The sequence below is a fragment of the Flavobacterium sp. UBA7663 genome (genome assembly GCF_002483315.1).
In the GTDB taxonomy this organism is placed as follows: domain Bacteria; phylum Bacteroidota; class Bacteroidia; order Flavobacteriales; family Flavobacteriaceae; genus Flavobacterium.
This window is the reverse complement of the sequence record NZ_DLHR01000019.1, coordinates 389,236-406,718: the sequence shown is the minus strand read 5'-3', so window position 1 is coordinate 406,718 and position 17,483 is coordinate 389,236. Positions and strand designations below refer to the sequence as shown.

15 protein-coding genes and 1 pseudogene are annotated in these 17,483 nt (G+C 29.9%); 1 reads left to right on the top strand and 15 read right to left on the bottom strand.

All coding sequences use genetic code 11. The annotated features are described in order from the left end of the window. Positions 1–77 precede the first annotated feature (77 nt). The 11 genes from B2741_RS09100 to B2741_RS09050 all read right to left on the bottom strand — a co-directional run bounded on the left by B2741_RS09100 (position 78) and on the right by B2741_RS09050 (position 11,481). Positions 78–917, bottom strand: coding sequence for an RteC domain-containing protein (locus B2741_RS09100; protein WP_291137889.1), 840 nt, complete (start codon positions 915–917; stop codon positions 78–80). Positions 918–1,009: 92 nt separating this feature from the next. Beyond that, entirely contained in the window at positions 1,010–1,147 is a 138-nt protein-coding gene (locus tag B2741_RS09095) for a hypothetical protein (protein WP_291137887.1), read from the bottom strand. A 179-nt stretch (positions 1,148–1,326) separates the two neighbouring features. Beyond that, positions 1,327–2,103 carry a phosphatase PAP2 family protein gene (locus B2741_RS09090; protein WP_291137884.1) on the bottom strand — a complete coding sequence of 259 codons (777 nt, stop codon included), beginning with the start codon at positions 2,101–2,103 and terminating at the stop codon, positions 1,327–1,329. A 37-nt stretch (positions 2,104–2,140) separates the two neighbouring features. Next, positions 2,141–2,566: an EamA family transporter gene (locus B2741_RS09085; protein WP_291137881.1), complete on the bottom strand. Its 426-nt coding sequence runs from the start codon at positions 2,564–2,566 to the stop codon at positions 2,141–2,143. Positions 2,567–2,584: 18 nt separating this feature from the next. After that, positions 2,585–3,466 carry a diacylglycerol/lipid kinase family protein gene (locus tag B2741_RS09080; protein WP_291137877.1) on the bottom strand — a complete coding sequence of 294 codons (882 nt, stop codon included), beginning with the start codon at positions 3,464–3,466 and terminating at the stop codon, positions 2,585–2,587. A gap of 5 nt (positions 3,467–3,471) precedes the next feature. Next, entirely contained in the window at positions 3,472–4,527 is a 1,056-nt protein-coding gene (locus B2741_RS09075; protein WP_291137874.1) for a glycosyltransferase family 9 protein, read from the bottom strand. Positions 4,528–4,530: 3 nt separating this feature from the next. Next, complete coding sequence (locus B2741_RS09070) at positions 4,531–6,495, bottom strand: LTA synthase family protein (protein ID WP_291137871.1); 1,965 nt, start codon at positions 6,493–6,495, stop codon at positions 4,531–4,533. A gap of 140 nt (positions 6,496–6,635) precedes the next feature. Then, positions 6,636–8,024 (bottom strand): Omp85 family outer membrane protein, encoded by a 1,389-nt coding sequence (gene omp85, locus B2741_RS09065; RefSeq protein ID WP_291137868.1) that lies wholly within the window; start codon positions 8,022–8,024, stop codon positions 6,636–6,638. Positions 8,025–8,239: 215 nt separating this feature from the next. After that, positions 8,240–9,529 carry a sensor histidine kinase gene (locus B2741_RS09060; RefSeq protein WP_291137865.1) on the bottom strand — a complete coding sequence of 430 codons (1,290 nt, stop codon included), beginning with the start codon at positions 9,527–9,529 and terminating at the stop codon, positions 8,240–8,242. Continuing rightward, positions 9,498–10,175, bottom strand: a complete 678-nt coding sequence (locus B2741_RS09055; protein WP_291137862.1) for a response regulator transcription factor — start codon at positions 10,173–10,175, stop codon at positions 9,498–9,500. The genes B2741_RS09060 and B2741_RS09055 overlap by 32 nt, the downstream gene beginning before the upstream one ends. A 64-nt stretch (positions 10,176–10,239) precedes the next feature. Further along, positions 10,240–11,481, bottom strand: a complete 1,242-nt coding sequence (locus B2741_RS09050) for a site-specific integrase (RefSeq protein ID WP_291137859.1) — start codon at positions 11,479–11,481, stop codon at positions 10,240–10,242. A 378-nt stretch (positions 11,482–11,859) separates the two neighbouring features. On the opposite strand from B2741_RS09050, the gene B2741_RS09045 reads away from it, so the two are divergent. Beyond that, positions 11,860–12,405, top strand: coding sequence for a hypothetical protein (locus tag B2741_RS09045; protein WP_291137856.1), 546 nt, complete (start codon positions 11,860–11,862; stop codon positions 12,403–12,405). On the opposite strand, the pseudogene B2741_RS13110 reads toward B2741_RS09045, so the two are convergent. From B2741_RS13110 to B2741_RS09025, 4 genes and pseudogenes are all read right to left on the bottom strand, one after another. Further along, a pseudogene (locus B2741_RS13110) lies at positions 12,402–13,110 on the bottom strand (IS1 family transposase). The gene B2741_RS09045 and the pseudogene B2741_RS13110 sit on opposite strands and share 4 nt — an antisense overlap. Before the next feature lie 149 nt (positions 13,111–13,259). Continuing rightward, entirely contained in the window at positions 13,260–14,696 is a 1,437-nt protein-coding gene (locus B2741_RS09035; RefSeq protein ID WP_291137853.1) for an alpha-amylase family glycosyl hydrolase, read from the bottom strand. Positions 14,697–14,706: 10 nt separating this feature from the next. After that, on the bottom strand, positions 14,707–15,645 hold the full coding sequence (locus B2741_RS09030; RefSeq protein ID WP_291137850.1) for an alpha/beta hydrolase: 939 nt from the start codon (positions 15,643–15,645) through the stop codon (positions 14,707–14,709). Next, on the bottom strand, positions 15,646–17,481 hold the full coding sequence (locus tag B2741_RS09025) for a glycoside hydrolase family 13 protein (protein WP_291137847.1): 1,836 nt from the start codon (positions 17,479–17,481) through the stop codon (positions 15,646–15,648). Positions 17,482–17,483: the final 2 nt, after the last annotated feature.

Here is a 17,483-nt window from a genome sequence, read left to right as displayed (position 1 = left end):
TGGTCAATATCACTGGAATTTGCATTGGTACCAACTTGGGAACGATTTTTATGTGATTTGGTTGTTTTTTGTAGGTTTTAGTTTAAATCGTTTTCGATTTTAGTTTCCAAAAGCTTTTGTAAATGACTTAAAAATCGAGTTTGATCTGTTTTGCGTTTTTTAATAGCATTGAAGTTTCCGTAGATGTTGTCTTCTAATTCAATTTGAAACGCTTTTTCAAAAACGTGGGTGATTTCTTTAATGTCGACTTGACCATTATCGAAAACTTTAGCTTCATGTAACGCGTAAATGAGTTCAACTAAATCTACTTTTTTTTCTGTCCAATGTAGATTAGATTTGAATTGATTGTTGTTAATTGCACATGATTGATTGAGATTATCAATGCGGTTTTCGATGTGTAATACTAGTAATTCAAAAGCAATTACTTCAGCCAACAAATAATCATGTGATGTACATAATTTAGCATCATGAATAATCACGGAGCAATCGTTTAAAAATATGTCTTTGTACTTTTTCCTAGTAAAATACAATTCATCAAAATGCGTAGAATGACTTTTAATGTATTTGATAAATTCTCTATTTTTCCTATAAAAATGGTTGATTGCATCCAGTTTTTTCTCAAAGTGTTTTATTCTTTTGCTCTTGTCTAATGGAAGAGATGCTACTAAAGAAAGGATTTCTTTGTAAAAAATTAGTTTTGCTACAATATTGGGTTTAATTTCTTTGAAGAATTTGATTTCTTCTTGAATTGTTTCGAAGACATGATGTTTAAGCCAGTCGGTTAACTGCTTTAAAATGTCTTCAATGAAAATAATAATCTTTTTTGCTTTTTCTACTTCATTAGAATTTGAGTTAAGGATTAGAGAAAGTTCGTGTTCAAAATCTACCAAAGAGTTGTTTTTTATAGTTGTTATCATAAAATAATAGATTTTAGTTTGTCAAATTAAACTAAAATCTATTAAATTAAATGTAAATAAAATCTTAAAAATATTACAATATCTATAATATTTTAGTAATTCACTGATTTACTTTGTGTTTGCATATTAGCTTTGAATTTTGCTTTCAATATTTGCATATCCTCACTAATTTTCTTGTCTAAAATCATAGCGTAATGCTTTGTTGTTATTAGATTAGTATGTCCCAGCATTTTACTTACTGTTTAAATTGGTAGTCAATTAGTTACATTTACGATACTTACAAAAGTATTACGGGCATTGTGAAAAGATGTAATAAGTAATTTATGTTGAAGATAACGTAGTTTTGGAATAATTAAAAACAAACACGATTTTTTACGATTGAAAAGAAATTAAAAGTAGTGTCGTTTTTTTAAAAAATTCTAGCAAATCCGATTCCAAATTGCTTTCCATTATAAAAGGGTAGAATTACAGAGGCACTATTTTTTTCTTTCGATTTAAATATTTTTTCCTGAACCCAAGGATTTATCCAATAGGCAACTTTTGTGCTTAAAATTCCAATTCCTGCACCTGCAACTACATCGGTTAACCAATGTTTGTCATTGTAAATTCTAAATGCTCCTGTGCCGGTAGCTATTATATATCCCGAAATACCATACCAAATGGAGACATCTTTATATTCTTGCCAAAGAAATTCTGCTCCTGCAAAGGCAGTTGCCGTATGTCCTGATGGAAACGAATTAAATCCACTTCCGTCTGGTCTCTCAACTTTTGTAATCGATTTTAAACTTACTACTGAAGTTGACATTAATATATAAGAAGTTCCTAGTATTATGGTTCTATCCTTAAAATTATGCTTTCCTTTTATACCCAATGTATTTAATCCATAAACAGATAGTGCAGGGGCATACTGTGAGAAATCGTCAATAGATATTTTCTCATCAATGTCTTCATTTACTTCTTCCTTTATTTCGGTGTTGAATAGTTTTAATTGATCACTTTCAATACCAATTATTCCATAACCAATTAAAACCGTAGGAATAATTAGATGTTTGAATTTGAAGTCATGCGTGTCATCCTTTTTTTGAATAGTGTCTGTAACTATTTGCTTCTCCTGTTCACTTATTTTTTGGGCTTGAGCATTAAGTGTATTGATACTTAAAAATAAAAATAAAATGGTTTTAAACATGGTAAATAATTAAAAGGTTACGCGTAGTTTTAAACCATTATGATTTCATTGTTAAGATTAGAATTCCACCTATAATCATTAATCCACCTAACGCTATACGCCAAGTAAATTGTTCATTTAGAAAGATAAAAGAAAGTAAAAGTGTAATTATTATACTTCCTTTATCTATCAATGCTACTTCGGAAACTGTGCCAATTTTTATTGCTCTGTAATAAAATATCCAAGAAATGGCTGTTGTTACTGCCGAAACACCAAGTAACAGAACATCTTTTTTGGTAAGATTTGAAAAATCCTTATAGCTGTTAAAAACAATAATGTTTAGCCAAATAAACGCAAATACGAAAGAAGTTCTAATAGCTAAACCTGTATCTGCTGCTACATTTTTTAAGCCCGCTTTAACAACTACCGATGTCAAACCCGCAAAAAACATTGATATTATAGCAAAAATTTGATACTGTTTCATATCTTATACGTTTAAAATTTAGTTTGTTAAAACCTCTAATCCGCTTTTTATTATTGTAACTTGTATTTTGTTGGTTTTTAGGTTGTAATATTCACCATCAATTTGTGTATCTAAACATATTTTCTCAGGTAATTCAATACTAATCTTTTCTATTAATGTATTTTGTGCTTTTTTGAATTTTTCAATTTTATTTGATATCACACGCATACCTAAAATTAGCTTACTAAAAAAGTTTAATTTAGAAACTACAACTAAGTCTAATAGTCCGTCATTTAGGCTCGCTCTGGGTGTTAAGCTCATACCATAACCCATTTCATTTGAATTAGAAACAAAAAGTAAGAATGCATTTGTATTGATAATCTGATTGTTAAACGAAATTATAGTTTGTATCGGTTTAAATTGAATGCTTGATGCTATTGTAGCTCGAACATAAGAAGTCAAAGTTCTCTTATTATAATTATCATATTTCTTTATAATCAATGCATCAATACCAATACCCATATTGCTAAAAAAATAATGGTCATTTGCTTTTCCTACATCAATGAATTGTGCTTTGCCATTTCGAATAATTTTACTTGCCTGTTCTAACTTTTTAGGAATATTAAGGTTTGAAGCTAAACCATTTCCAGAACCTACTGGAATAATTCCTAATTTTATTTTGGTATTAATTAAACACGATGCTACTTCATTTATTGTTCCATCTCCACCACAGGCTACAATATAGTCTGGTTTGTTAGAAATTGCATTTTGAGTAAGAATGATTGCATGTTTTACATAATTTGTATAGTCAACTTTAATCTTGTAAACTTCCTTTGGAAAATGTTTTTCTAGTTCTGTTTTGCCAATATTGTGTTTGCCACTGCCAGATATTGGATTGATTATAAAATGGATATATTTCATTAGCTTTAATTGAAAAAGAGATTTTTTTTCATTTCATTTATTATTTCTTCTTGTGATGTTCCGTTTTTATCAAATCCAATACTTTTATTTCCATATGGTTCATATTTTGTTTTAAAACTGCCGCTTAATACACCTATTGTAGTTGTTTTTGAAGATGAAGACAAATGCATAATGCCACTATCAGCACCAATAAAAATTGATGTATTAGCAATTAATGCCGCTATTTCACGAATATCTTTACTGTAGAATGTTTTTGCTTTAAAATTTATTTGTGAAATATTTTCAATTGGTAATACTTCTAAAATGTTATACATTGGAAAATTTATTTTAAGAAGTTCATAAAATTGATTCCACCAAAGTTGTGGTAACATTTTATCACCAGTTGCAAATGTGAAAATAGTAATCACCTTATTATCATTATTGAATATCTCTTTTAATTTCTTTTTTCCGTTTTCCTTTTCCATCTCATCAAGTCTCACATCTAATAGAGGATATTCATTTTCATTTATTAAGTTAGTACCTAAAAATCTTCTTACTATTATAATTGGTCTTATTGCTATATGTTTTGATTTTTCATTTTCCTTTTTTGATATATATTTTAAATCTTCACTCTGACCAATTATTTTAAACTTAGATCTTGCAAGTTTAGTTGCAATTCTTCCAGAAGATGAAAATTCATCTACATTAATAATTAAATCATATTTATTGAATAATAATTTAATCCATACTTCAAAGTATTTAAAAAGATTATCAAATGGTTTTTTTGGTAATTTAATATGTTTATTAACAGCATTATAATTTTTAAATATTACTTCAGATAAATTCCCCTTCACAAATAAATCAATTGATGGATTTGAGAATGTATTTTCTATTTCTTTAATCAATGGTGTAACTAAAAGTAAGTTACCCAATCTATGGTTAGGTCTTATAATTAAAATTTTTATTTCTCTGTTACTGTAATCATTTAATTTAAATCCATTCATATTTGATTCTCCAAAGCTTGAAGTAAGCTTACGCATGATGGTTCTTCTTAATTTATTTACATTGTCCGGTACTCTCATAGTTTACTTTAATAATTTATTTGTAAATAGGTAATCGGCAGTTTGATACCACGCAATGGTTTCTTTTAAGAAATTTTTATCCATTAGTAATGGTTTCAAACTATTGTCTGCTTTATTCCATTTATAAAATGCTTGCTTTTTTTGGTCGGATAAAATCATTACTTGATCTTTTTTCATCAAGACTAATTTTCGGTAGGTTCCCATTAATGCACGATTTTCAAAATTTGAGTGGAGTACATTCTTGCCAAAGAAATCATTTTCATACGACCAATTTTGAAGAGAGAAGAATGTTGGAAAAATATCAATCTGAGAACATTGTTTATGTATTTTTTGATTTAATTCGGGAGATAGATTCACGATAAATGCAGGAATATGATAATTAGCTACATCAATTTCATCTTTACCCGCACTACTAGCACAATGGTCGGCAATAATGATGAAAACTGTATTTTTATACCAAGGCTTATTTTTTGCTTTTTTAAACATTTTTTTCAAAGAATAATCGGTATATTTCACTGCACCCTCACGACCAGTTCCTGATGGAATATCGATAGCATTATCTGGATAAGTATATGGTCTGTGATTAGAAGTGGTCATTACAAAATTGAAAAAAGGTTTATTGTTATTGTAATGTTCATCAGCCACCTTCAGCATTTTAGAATAAATGTCATCATCACATATTCCCCATGCGTTTTCAAACGTTACTTCATCATCATTAATATTATTTCTTGTAGTCTTAATTTTATCACTTAATACACTTCCACGACCTCGATCATATATTGTAAATCCGTTTCCTCCAAAATAAGCGTTCATATTATCAAAATAGCCATCTCCACCATAAAAGAAATTAGAGTTATATCCTTTGCTTTTGAAAACATTTGAAACAGTAAATAGATTTTGATTTTCGGGACGTTTCACAATGCTTTGTCCCGGTGTTGGCGGAATGCAAAGTGTAACAGCTTCCATGCCACGAACAGTTCTCGTGCCTGTTGCGTATAGGTTATCAAAAAAGATACTTTTTTGTGCTAAACTGTCTAAAAAAGGTGTGATATTTTTTTCATTTCCAAATTCTTTCATGAAGCTTCCACTTAAACTTTCAACTAAAATAAAAACAACATTTTTTTTCTTTGGTTCTTGGTTGGTTGTGTCTGTTATAGTTCGGTGAATAGAAAATCCTTCTGATTTGTATTTACTGTTTTTATCGCTTAATTTATTTCTGACAATATCAAATGCATTTTTGTTATTTATAGAAGTATAAAACTCATTATACTTCATTTGGTTATTTCTAAAAGCAGCAAAAAAGGAATAGATTCCCGATTTTGAAATTTCTGCATTGTATCGGTTACTTGACCATTCAGCTTGGTTATTGGTAATAAATGAAGTAAAGAATAAACAAGAAATAAAAGCAGTTGCTATAACCACTAATCGTTGTTTAAAAGAAGCCTTTTGAGTAAACGTATTTTGGAAATACTTTCGTTTGTAGAAAATAAATAAAATTAAAAAGGTACTAAGCAGTACGCCTGAAATCAACAAGGGTAATGGATACGATTGCTGAATGTTTGCTACGACTTCATGTGTGTAAATTAAATAATCAACGGCAATAAAATTGAATCGTGTTTTAAATTCATCCCAAAAAGTGATTTCAGCAAAAAAAACAAAAACTAATATAAAAATGGTTAAAAAAGTAAAAAACCAAATGAATATTTTATCCCCCCAAGTACCAATCCATCTATTTGGAAAGATGGTATAATAGATAATTGCAGGAAAAGCAATAAAACTAACGGTTCCAATATCAAAAAACAATCCTGTTAAGAGCGTCCCTAATACGGTGAAAAGATTGAACGAAACTTCATCATATTGCCAGAAAAAGAAGGTTACCCTAACTAGTTGAGAAACGACAAGAAACCATGTTATAAATGCGTATAAAACAGAAAATCTGCTTGGATGAATTAATTTTGGAAATTTCATTTTTATCAAATTAAAAGACAAATTTGAAAACCAATTTTGTAGAAATATTGAATTTTGAGTCAAAGTAGAAATATTATTAGACTAAACTAATTAAGGTCATGACTCATCGTAAAATACTCTATATATTTTTTGTTTTAATACTAAAAGGCTTGACCAATTCCTAAGTAAAACAGGCTATCTTCTTTTGAACGTCCATAGTCAAATGATAAAATTGTGGATTGATTCCAAGCAATTCTCAGTCCACCACCATAGGACGTTTTAATATTTTTAAAGTTTAAGTCTTGCCAACGGTCTCTTACTGTTCCTGCATCGAAAAATGGTGCAAGTCCGAAGGCAAATCTTTGCTTACCTAATTTTGTTTCTGCTAGTCGTATTCTCAATTCAACATTTGTAAACCACATAGACCTTGCTAGAAATCTATTGGCTCTGTAACCACGCAATGACTGTCTTCCACCTAAGGCGTTGATACTTCCTTCTGGACTCCATTGGTCCTGAAATTCAAAAAATGGTGCATTGTTTCCAAAAATATTACCTACACCAAATCGTCCTGCAAAAACCGTCCTTTTTCCAACAGGTATTTTCTGATAGGCTCGTGCTTGAATGAAAAGTTTGTCAAAATCAAATTGTGAACCTATATATTTACTTGAATATTCATTAGCAATTTCAAAATAATAACCTTTCGTTGGATCAGGTTCAAAATCTCTTGTATCAAAAATTAAAGCAGTTTGAATAATCGAAACCCATCCACCATCAACACCTGAAATTAAGCCATTTTCAAAATCTCTTCGTAAAAGGGAAGTTCCGTTTGGTGCTGTTGTAGTTTGTCCTGTAATTGGGTCGATGGCTTCTGCTTCTACACCTTCAAAAGTGGCATAACTCAAATGTTGAATTTCGTAACCGCCCATTATACGCCACTTTCCGTTTCCAAGTGCATAATCTGCTTTCAGGTTGAGCATATATTCTGTTTCTCTATAACGATTTGATAACGCATCTGTCACAAAATCAGCTTCTCCAACTCCACCTGGTCTTATTGTTTTTCTTGCCTTGTCGAATTGTTTGTAAGTTGCAAATGTTGTATTTTCATCAGATGGTAAGCGAAGCTGTCCAAGAGTAGCTTCTGTTAACCCGAAATATAAATTGGCTGGATTTTGTTGAGCCTTAAAATCAATTTTAAATCGCCAACGTGTTCCTTTATAATAGGGAATATCAAGTGAGAGAGCCAATTCTCTTGCATTAGATGTATAGTAAGCCGCATTTGCTTTTAGTTTTGCTAAATAGGGAGTATATGGAAATAAAGGGTTTTCACGATTTCCATTCCAATAGGTATTTGTTCTTAAACCAAAGCCAAAGCCTGTTACTGGGTCAGATGAAAAATCAGGTAATCCTGTAAAAAAAGTACCTTCTCGCTTTTTAGAAAGGTCATCATCCGACATTCGTTTTGATTTTATAAATGAAAGAGTGTCTTTTTCTTGAGCTTTTACGATTGTAATTGAGAATAAAAAGAGTAAGGGTGTAATTAAATGCTTCATGAATTGGATTTCTTTTTTAAGTTATCCTGCAAAATTCAGAAGCAATTTTGAAGTAATTTTGAATTTTTAACCTAGATGGTATCAAACAGAAGTTAAAATTGTTTTAAAAATTATAAATTACTACATTATCAAATTGCCATAAATTTGTTTAATATTAGTTTATCTTACTATTGCTAAAGGAAGATTTATAATACGTTTTATTTCCATTTTGCATCTTAAAATGTTACTTCAAAAATGTGTAATGAATCGTCAAAAGAATATTTGATTGACCAATTGTTTGCATCAACAATTTTTTTAATTATTGATAATCCTAAGCCATTTCCTTTAGAACTTGGATTTGATTTTGAAAAGCGTTCGAACATTTTTTCAGTTTTTAATGGCAATAGCACACCAGTATTAGAAAAAAGTATTGCTTTGGAAGTAATAGTAACATTTATCTGACCACAATTTATATTGTGATTAATTGTATTTATAAATAAATTATTAATCAGAGTTTCAACTAAAAAAGGATTGGCATTAACAATTACCTTTTCGTTACAATTTATATTTATGTCAATATCTTTTGAATTTGCTTGTTCCTTGAAGAAGGATATTTGATTGTGAATGATATCATAAAGATCGACTTGCTGCTTTTCAGTGTATGAGTTGCTTTCAATTTTGGATAGTACTAGTAAATTCTTGTTTAATTTTACTAATCGAGAGGTTGTGTTGTTTAAATCATCTATTATTTTGAACTGTTCTTCATTTAAATCTTTACGCTGAAGAATATTTTCGATTTTACCTTTAAAAATTGCAATTGGTGTTTGTAATTCATGAGCAGCATTTTCAATAAATTCTTTTTGACTTTTATATATACTACTGTTTTTATTAATAAGTTTAATTATTACTTTATTAAGACGGTCGAACTCCTCTGTAGTGTTTTCTATCAACTTTACTGATGTTGTTTTGTCAATTTCAAATTGTTCAAGTTTTTCTAATGCTTTATAAAAAGGAAGCCATAATTTGGAAGAAATTATTTTAGTGATGATAAAAAAGCCTAAAAAAAGTAATAATAATAATGAGATAAAAAGGATGACTGTACTTCCAATAAGATTTTCTTTTTCAACCATATTAATTTTAGCAGAAAAAGTAAACCATTTATTCTCTATTTTTAAAGGGGAATTAATTACTCTGAAAGGTTCATTGTCTTTATTTAATGCATCATAATAACTATGGTTAAATAGACTATCTTTTAGATTTCCTGTAAACTTTTCAATCTTAACATCACGGTTATATTTATTCCATTGATCTATTTCCTTAATTGTTAGCTCATCCTTTGTGAATGCATGAAATTGTTCTTTTAATACATGCAAATCTTCATCAGCTTCTTCTTCATAGAGTTTGTTTGAAACAAGATAGAAAATAGGACCTACTACTATAAGTGTTATTAAAGCGTATATGAAATAAAAATTTAGTATTTTTTGAAGTAGTTTTTTATTCAACTTCCCATTTGTAGCCTGTTCCATAAATTGATTTTAAATAGTCTGAAGCTCCCATTTCTTTTAACTTCTTTTTTAAATTTTTAATGTGTGCGTAAATAAAGTCATGATTATCTAACATATCTGCCATATCTCCAGACAAGTGTTCCGCTATAGCACCTTTAGATAATATTTTATCTTTATTACCGATTAAAAACAATAATAAATCGATTTCAGTTTTTGTAAAATCAATTTTTGAGCCATTAACTTTAACGACTTTACTAATAGTGTCTATCTCTATTTCATTAAATTTTACAATATTGCTGCCATTGAATTGTTTCCTTCTCACTAATGCTTGAATTCTAACTAATAATTCAGACAAATGAAAAGGTTTAGTTAAATAGTCATCGGCTCCCAAAGTAAATCCTTCTATCTTTGTTTCAAGTGTTTCTTTAGCAGAAATAATTATAACGCCATCTGATTTATTGAGCTTTTTCAATTCTTTTAGAATTGAAAAGCCATCACCATCTGGCAACATTAGATCAAGTAAAATACAATCATAATTATAGAGCATAATTTTTTCATATGCATTCTCAAAACTGTTAGCAGTTTCGCAATGAATTTCATTTGTTTTTAGATAAGTAAAAATACTCTCTAAAATTTCAGGTTCATCTTCAATTATTAATATTTTCATACTGCAATTTAAGAAATCAATTTAGAATAAAAACTGAATTATTTTTAATCTACGTAATAAATTATTATAAAGAAACTTTTTTCTCTCTTTCTAAAGAAATAAATTTATTTTTTAAAACAGCCATATCCTCACTAATTTTCTTGTCTAAAATCTTAGCGTAATGTTGCGTTGTTTTTAGATTGGTATGTCCTAACATTTTACTTACAGTTTCAATTGGAACTCCGTTACTCAATGTCACGGTTGTTGCAAAAGTGTGTCGTGCTATGTGGAATGTTAGTTCTTTATTGATTCCGCAAACCGTTGCAATTTCTTTTAGATACGCATTCATTTTTTGATTGGAGAGAATAGGGAGAATACTGCCTGTGTTCAAACAAACTGGATTCTCAGAATATTTATCAATAATCATTTCTGCAACTGGTAACAATGGAATTTTTGAAGCTATATCTGTCTTTTGACGATTTTTAAAAATCCATTTACTACCATCAATCCCAATGCTAATATTTTCCTTTTTAAGTTGCTGCACATCCACATAAGCTAAACCTGTAAAACAACTAAAAACAAAAATGTCTCTAACAAGTTCTAATCTTGGCACCACGAATTGTTTGTTCAACATACTTTCAATTTCAAGCGCGGTTAAATATTCTCTCTCTACAACTTTGAGTTTGGCTTTGTAGTTAGATAGTGGGTCTTTTTCTATCCAACCATTATCAAGACAGATATTGATGATTTTACCGACACTTTTTACATATTTAATAGTCGTATTGTTGTTGCACTTCAAAGTAGATCTCAGATAAAAATCAAATCCGGTCATCATTGCAAAATCTATTTTCTTAACAGGAACATCCGAAACATTATAACTCTCAACAAGATACTTTTCAAAATGTGACAAAGTAGTTTTGAAATTCTTCCAAGTGTTATAGGAATATTCAGTTCCAATAAGTTTATCCATTTTATCGTTGTGTTCTTTAAACACCTTTACAATGGTGATTGCTTTTTCTTCTTTACCAAATAACTTATTCCTTAATGTTTCAAATGTGATAACTTCATTCTCCAGAAGTAGTTGTTTTTGCGCTTCAAACAATTTGTTGCTTAGCAATGTTAGATATTCATTCACTGAACGAGCTTCTTCTGAATTTCCTTTCATTTTGCGCATTTCAGTTGACCATTTGGATTTTTCCACTTGTTTTTGTGTAGAAATTTCGAATCGTTTTCCATCTACAGTAACTCTCATGTAAATTGGAATTAGTCCTTTTGAAGTCGTTTTAGCAGACTTCAAAATAAATGTTGAAGAGATTTTTGCATTCATAGTCTGGTAACCTTTTGATTAAATAATTTACTAATTTTTTATTATTTAGTCAAGATGTTTAATGATTGAACAGCCTTATTTTATTGGGCTTTTCATCATTTTAGGGGACCCTTTTTTTGATTTTCAAAATAGGTCACCTAATTGGACACCTTGCGAATGCTATTTCTTGAATAATTTGACGGGATTGAAAATGAAAAAACCCCTTAAATCGTATGATTTAAGGGGTTTTGTATGATTTTGTAGTTAAAATCGTACAGATAACAAGCGAAAAATCGAACACAATTTATGAGGAATTATTGGTTGTGGAAAATTTAAGAGTTAAAAATAAATTGAAATAATGGCACTTGTTTTGATAAACTAATAACTAACTATCAATCTATGAAAACAGATAAAGAAATATCAGAGTATTATATTGAATCAGCTGAAAGGCATTTGATTGAAAATGATATATATTCAATTGAAAAAGCTGTTGTACACTACAAGAGAGCAATTCTTTTTGACCCAAAGAACTTAGAGCTTAGAAAAAGGCTAAATGAGGTATTTTATGAGGTCTGTAAAAAGAATAAACGTATTGAAAATGATGATATTGAAAAAAGTTTAATTATAAAAAGTTTTCTAGATTCATGTAAAAATGAGAATTCATCTTATGTAAAATCTCATTTTTCTAAAGACTTTAATTGTGAAAACAATTATTTTGGAGAGACATTAAATTCATTCATTTTAAATTTCATTAAAGAACTTAAATATAAAAAAACAAAATGCGAAATTGGTTACTTTTTTATAGCTAATCGATTTAATACTTGCTTGATAATTAATAAATATATTTTAAGATTCAATATCAAAGAAAATAAAATCAATTTTATAACCTCACAGAAATTTGAAGGAGCAGATATTAGTAACTTAATAATTTGGGTGAATAACTAGTAAATTTCTATCCCCCAAAAATAAATCCTCAAAACACATTGCAACAATATGAAACTTCTTGAAAAGCAAATTGTTTTTGTATTGAGTCTTTTTAGATGAGTTCTTAGTGAAAGGTTTTTTCTTTCGGTATGATTTGTACCAAATAGCTTTGTATTATGCACAGAATCTTTTAATATTGACTTATAATGCACTATCTTATCTTTATATATTGCTTTGGGGTTGGATAACAATTACGTATTGGTTACATATTGCAATGTTCTTTTGGTTCTTCTGACTATGCTAAAATTTACAACTTGTTTGGTTTTTCTTTCTAAGGCATATACAATCCAAATAGGCTTTTCTTTGTTTTTTACAAATGTTCTCATTTCATCAACTTCATTGATTTTGTATTTAAAAATAGGTTGATTGGGTTTTTGCTTAGCAATTGCTATTATTTTTTTATAGTGTAGTTGTCGATATTTTTATATTCTTGTTGTACTTCTTATTCCAAGACCTTCTTTTGTAAATTGAATAATTCTTTTATTTACCCAATGATTATAGGCTTTGTAGGTATAAAAATCTATAAATCTATTTTTACATGATTTACAAATAAATTGTTGTTTTCTGTTGGCAGTAAAACCGTTCTTGATAACATGATTTGAAGTACAACTTGGGCAGAATTTTGCTATCACTAAATCTGATACACAAGGTTTTATTTTTTATCATTTTCTTTATTTTAAGACATCTTATAACATAAAAAGGAACGCAATATTGCGTTCCTATTTATTACTTATTTTGAAAATATAGTTGATTTTCAGATTGTTGATTTCTAAAAATGGGTGCATCACTAAATCTGATATATTACCCTTTAAAAATTATTCCGTCAAAATATAATATTGCCAAGGCTCTATAGAAAAAATTTGCTTTTCATTTAGTTTCATTTTTTCTCCTGTCATATAATTAGTGAATTCACCCTTAATCCCAACTTTGGTTTTTATTGGATTGTTTGAAAAATTCGCGATATAAACTACTTTTTTACCCTCTTTCTCACGAGTAAAAGCTAAAATATTGGTATCGTCATCCGTTTTAATTCGAGTATATTTAGCCTTGTTTTTCCCTCCATTTAAAGCTGGATTTTCAGTTTTAAGCTTTCCTAATTTTGCTCGTAATTCCCAATCTTTTCCTTTTGTTTTTGGAATAGAATCTTTTTCGAAAAACTTCAAACTGTGATTCAAACCATATTCATTTCCGCTGTAAATCAAAGGCATACCTGGCATTACATAAGATAAAGCTGTCATTGCTTCTTCTCCTTTACCTAATCTTCCTTTAATCGTTCCGTTCCATGAATTTTCATCGTGATTATCCACAAAATTCATTAAAATGTCATTCGCTTCATAATCTTTATTTACCTTTTGAATATAAGCACCCCATTCTTTTACTGAATTTTTTCCTTGAGCGATTCTGTTCATGGTGTGATGAGCTTCCCAACCATATGCCATATCAAACAAACCTCCTTTTAATAATTCAGGTTCCCAAGCTTCTGCTAACATGAAAATATTCTTTTCTTTACGCAATTGCGGAATTGCTTTTTGCCAAAAATCTAAAGGCACATTACTAGCTACATCGGAACGGAATCCATCAATGTTTTCGTTTTTGATCCAATGCAACATATCTGCGGTCATTGCCTCACGCAATCCTTGATTGTCGTAGTTTAAATCCGCAACATCTGACCAACCCCATGACTTTCCTGTTTCTGGATTGATTGGATCTATGATTTCCCCTTTAGCATTTTTAGTATAATATTCTGGATGTTCTTTTATCCAAACGTGATCCCAACCCGTGTGATTTGGTACCCAATCCAAAATCACATACATCCCATTATCATGCGCAGTTTTTACTAAATTTCTAAAATCTTCAATAGTTCCAAATTCAGGATTTACTTTTTTAAAGTCGGAAACTGCGTAGTAACTTCCTAAGTATTTGTGTTGCTCTTCTTTTGGCATTTCTGATGCAAATTTGCTATCATCGCCACCTGTTGCTTTTCTTTTGGTTTGCGAAATAGGGAAAATAGGCATTACCCAAATGATTTTTACTCCTAATTCTTTTAATTGCGGAATATCTTTAGTAAAGGCATTGAAAGTTCCTTCTGGTGAATACTGACGGATATTAACTTCATAAATAACAGCACTTTCTTCTACTTCAGGAGAAAATTTTGCGATTTCAGTTTTTGAATTTTCTGCCGTTTTTTCTGTTTCGTTTTTACAACTCAATAAAGTTAAAACAGCTAATGCAGTAACGATCGTTTTTTTCATTTTTATAGTTTTATTTTCCAAACATAAATTCTAACGGAATATGAATCCTTTTTTGCCAAGAGGCTTCGGAATGATTTTCACCTTCGAACTTTAAATTTCGTGAATCAGCATCCGTATATTCTTTTGATTTTAAAATTTCATCAACTCGATGTTCGTATTTTAAATAAAAAGCATCTAATGTTTCCGTTCCATAATCAAAATATATTTTGTGATTCTTAGCTTCGGGTAATTTTTTTTCCATGTAGGTGAAAAAAGATTCTGGGATGGGGTTGTTTTTAAATTCTCTAAATCCAATCCAATGTGTTGACAAACAAGCCGCTTTTCCAAAAATAGTTGGATACTCACAAATAGCATACATTGAAATTAATCCGCCCATACTAGAACCTATAATGGCTGTGTGATTTGCCGTTGTAAAAACCGAATACTTTTTATCAATGTAAGGTTTCAGTTCTTTTACAATAAATTTCAAATAGTTGTCGGAATTGATTTTACTGTCATCAAATGGAAATTGTGATTTTTTAGCTTCGATTTGAATTTTCTCTTTTAACTCTTTTGAAAGTGATTCGTAAGGTTTTTTTGGATACAAATCCATGTGGCGTAAGTTGGGAATATTCCAAATAGCCACTACTATAAAATCAGTTACCTTATTTTCTTTCATTAATTGCGAGGCAACTTCATCAACTTTCCATTCTTGTTTGTTCCAAGTTTTAGTTGAATCAAATAGTATTTGCCCATCATGCATATACAAAACATTGTATTTTTTTGATTTGGAATAATCCTTTGGCAACCAAACATCAACTGTTCGTGGTACAATATATTTAGAAGGAAAGCTATCCACTCTTTCAATATTCCCCTCAAAATTTCCTAAATTTTCAAGAGCATAGGATTTTATCTTACTTTGAGAAAAAGCAAAACAAGAGAATAATATAAAGAATAATACTTGTTTCATTTATTTCAATTCTAAAATCATAGACGTTTTACCTTCAATCGACAATCCGTTTTTCAAATCGATTGTTTTTCCTGAAAGGATATCATTTCCTAAAGTAAACGATTTGATGTTTTCTTGAAAACGAGTAAGATTCAAGTTCTGAGCATCAGGAGCATTATTGATAACTACCATAACCGTTTCCTTATCATTGTGACGGAAATACACATATACATTGTTTTCAGGAATGTAATGCGTTAATTTCCCTGTATGAATAACTTCTTTATTTTTTCTCCAATTCAATACTTTTTTAGAAAAATCGAAATATTTTGCTTGTTCAGCGGTTCTTCCACTCGCAGAAAATGCATTGTTTGTATCGTCTTTCCAACCACCAGGAAAATCTTGACGAATATCGGCATCACCTTTTCCTTTATCTCCAGCCATGCCAATTTCAGAACCGTAGTACAATTGTGGAATTCCTCTCATAGTTGCCATAATGGTCATTCCTAATTGGTATTTTGCAAAATCATTTTTATAAATCTGATTAAAACGTCCTGTATCGTGATTCTCAAGAAAAATCAATAAATTATTTGGGTCAGCATACAAAAAATCATTAACGAAATTCTCGTAAAATTTAATCATTCCGTTGCTCCAATCCGCTTTATCTTCGTTGAAAACATTTCCAAAAACATCGTGCAAAGTAAAATCCATTACACTTGGACAATACGAATTGTAACTCTGAATTTTAGCAATTGGACTATCTTTTTGCCAATACGAAATTTGAGCTTGATCATGCATCCAAACTTCACCTACAATATTGAAATATGGATATTCATCAGTAATTGCTTTTGTCCATTTTGCGATTCCTTCTTTATCATTGTACGAATAAGTATCGACACGGAAACCATCTAAATCGGCATATTCAATCCACCAAATAGCATTTTGAACTAAATAATTCAACACCAAAGGATTCGATTGATTCAAATCGGGCATACTTGGCACAAACCAGCCATCCATGCAAAGTTTGGCATCTATTTTGGAAGCATTTGTATCATATTGCGTTGTCATGCGATAGTTACTTTGTTTGTAACCTGGAAATTGATGAAACCAATCGTATGTTGGCATATCTTTAAACATCCAATGTTCTGCTCCCCAATGATTTGTTACATAATCTTTGATTAATTTTAGGTCACGTTTATGCATTTCATCGGCTAACTTTTTGTATTCTTCGTTGGTTCCATATCTTGGGTCAATTCGATACACATCTGATTGTCCGTAGGTATGATACGAATAGCCTTTGTCGTTATCTTCACACATTGGTGTACTCCAAATTGCCGTCGCTCCTAATTCTTTGATATAATCTAAATTGTTGATGATGCCTTGAATATCACCACCATGTCTTCCACCAGGTAAACTTCTGTTAGCTTTTTCTTGTAATTCTGAAGAAGAATCGTTGTTTGAGTTTCCGTTTGCAAATCGGTCTGGCATCAATAAGTACATTACATCGGAAGCGTCAAAACTTTTACGAAGTGCCGAATTTGGTTTTCTTTTTTTGATTTCGTAACTTCTTTTGAATGATTTTTTACCATTGGTAAACGTAAATTGCAGTTCTTGCGCTTTTATATTTTTAGTGTCAATCGTAACGAAAAGATAGTTCGGATTTTCGGTTTTAGTTACATTCGTAATTACTACATTATTGGAAATTTGCACAGAATTCTGAGCGATATTTTTTCCGTAGAACAATATTTGAACTTCGGATTTATTCATTCCTTCGTACCAAAACGGTGGTTCCATTCGGTCAATTTGTGCCGATAGAGAAAGTGTGAATAAGGTAATTAGTGAGAAAATTATTTTTTTCATAG

Excerpts from the sequence above, each read along its gene's own strand:
- B2741_RS09100 (WP_291137889.1), bottom strand. The coding sequence starts at position 917 with ATGATAACAACTATAAAAAACAACTCTTTGGTAGATTTTGAACACGAA.
- B2741_RS09095 (WP_291137887.1), bottom strand. The coding sequence starts at position 1,147 with ATGCTGGGACATACTAATCTAATAACAACAAAGCATTACGCTATGATT.
- B2741_RS09090 (WP_291137884.1), bottom strand. The coding sequence starts at position 2,103 with ATGTTTAAAACCATTTTATTTTTATTTTTAAGTATCAATACACTTAAT.
- B2741_RS09085 (WP_291137881.1), bottom strand. The coding sequence starts at position 2,566 with ATGAAACAGTATCAAATTTTTGCTATAATATCAATGTTTTTTGCGGGT.
- B2741_RS09080 (WP_291137877.1), bottom strand. The coding sequence starts at position 3,466 with ATGAAATATATCCATTTTATAATCAATCCAATATCTGGCAGTGGCAAA.
- B2741_RS09075 (WP_291137874.1), bottom strand. The coding sequence starts at position 4,527 with ATGAGAGTACCGGACAATGTAAATAAATTAAGAAGAACCATCATGCGT.
- B2741_RS09070 (WP_291137871.1), bottom strand. The coding sequence starts at position 6,495 with ATGAAATTTCCAAAATTAATTCATCCAAGCAGATTTTCTGTTTTATAC.
- omp85 (WP_291137868.1), bottom strand. The coding sequence starts at position 8,024 with ATGAAGCATTTAATTACACCCTTACTCTTTTTATTCTCAATTACAATC.
- B2741_RS09060 (WP_291137865.1), bottom strand. The coding sequence starts at position 9,529 with ATGGAACAGGCTACAAATGGGAAGTTGAATAAAAAACTACTTCAAAAA.
- B2741_RS09055 (WP_291137862.1), bottom strand. The coding sequence starts at position 10,175 with ATGAAAATATTAATAATTGAAGATGAACCTGAAATTTTAGAGAGTATT.
- B2741_RS09050 (WP_291137859.1), bottom strand. The coding sequence starts at position 11,481 with ATGAATGCAAAAATCTCTTCAACATTTATTTTGAAGTCTGCTAAAACG.
- B2741_RS09045 (WP_291137856.1), top strand. The coding sequence starts at position 11,860 with ATGAAAACAGATAAAGAAATATCAGAGTATTATATTGAATCAGCTGAA.
- B2741_RS09035 (WP_291137853.1), bottom strand. The coding sequence starts at position 14,696 with ATGAAAAAAACGATCGTTACTGCATTAGCTGTTTTAACTTTATTGAGT.
- B2741_RS09030 (WP_291137850.1), bottom strand. The coding sequence starts at position 15,645 with ATGAAACAAGTATTATTCTTTATATTATTCTCTTGTTTTGCTTTTTCT.
- B2741_RS09025 (WP_291137847.1), bottom strand. The coding sequence starts at position 17,481 with ATGAAAAAAATAATTTTCTCACTAATTACCTTATTCACACTTTCTCTA.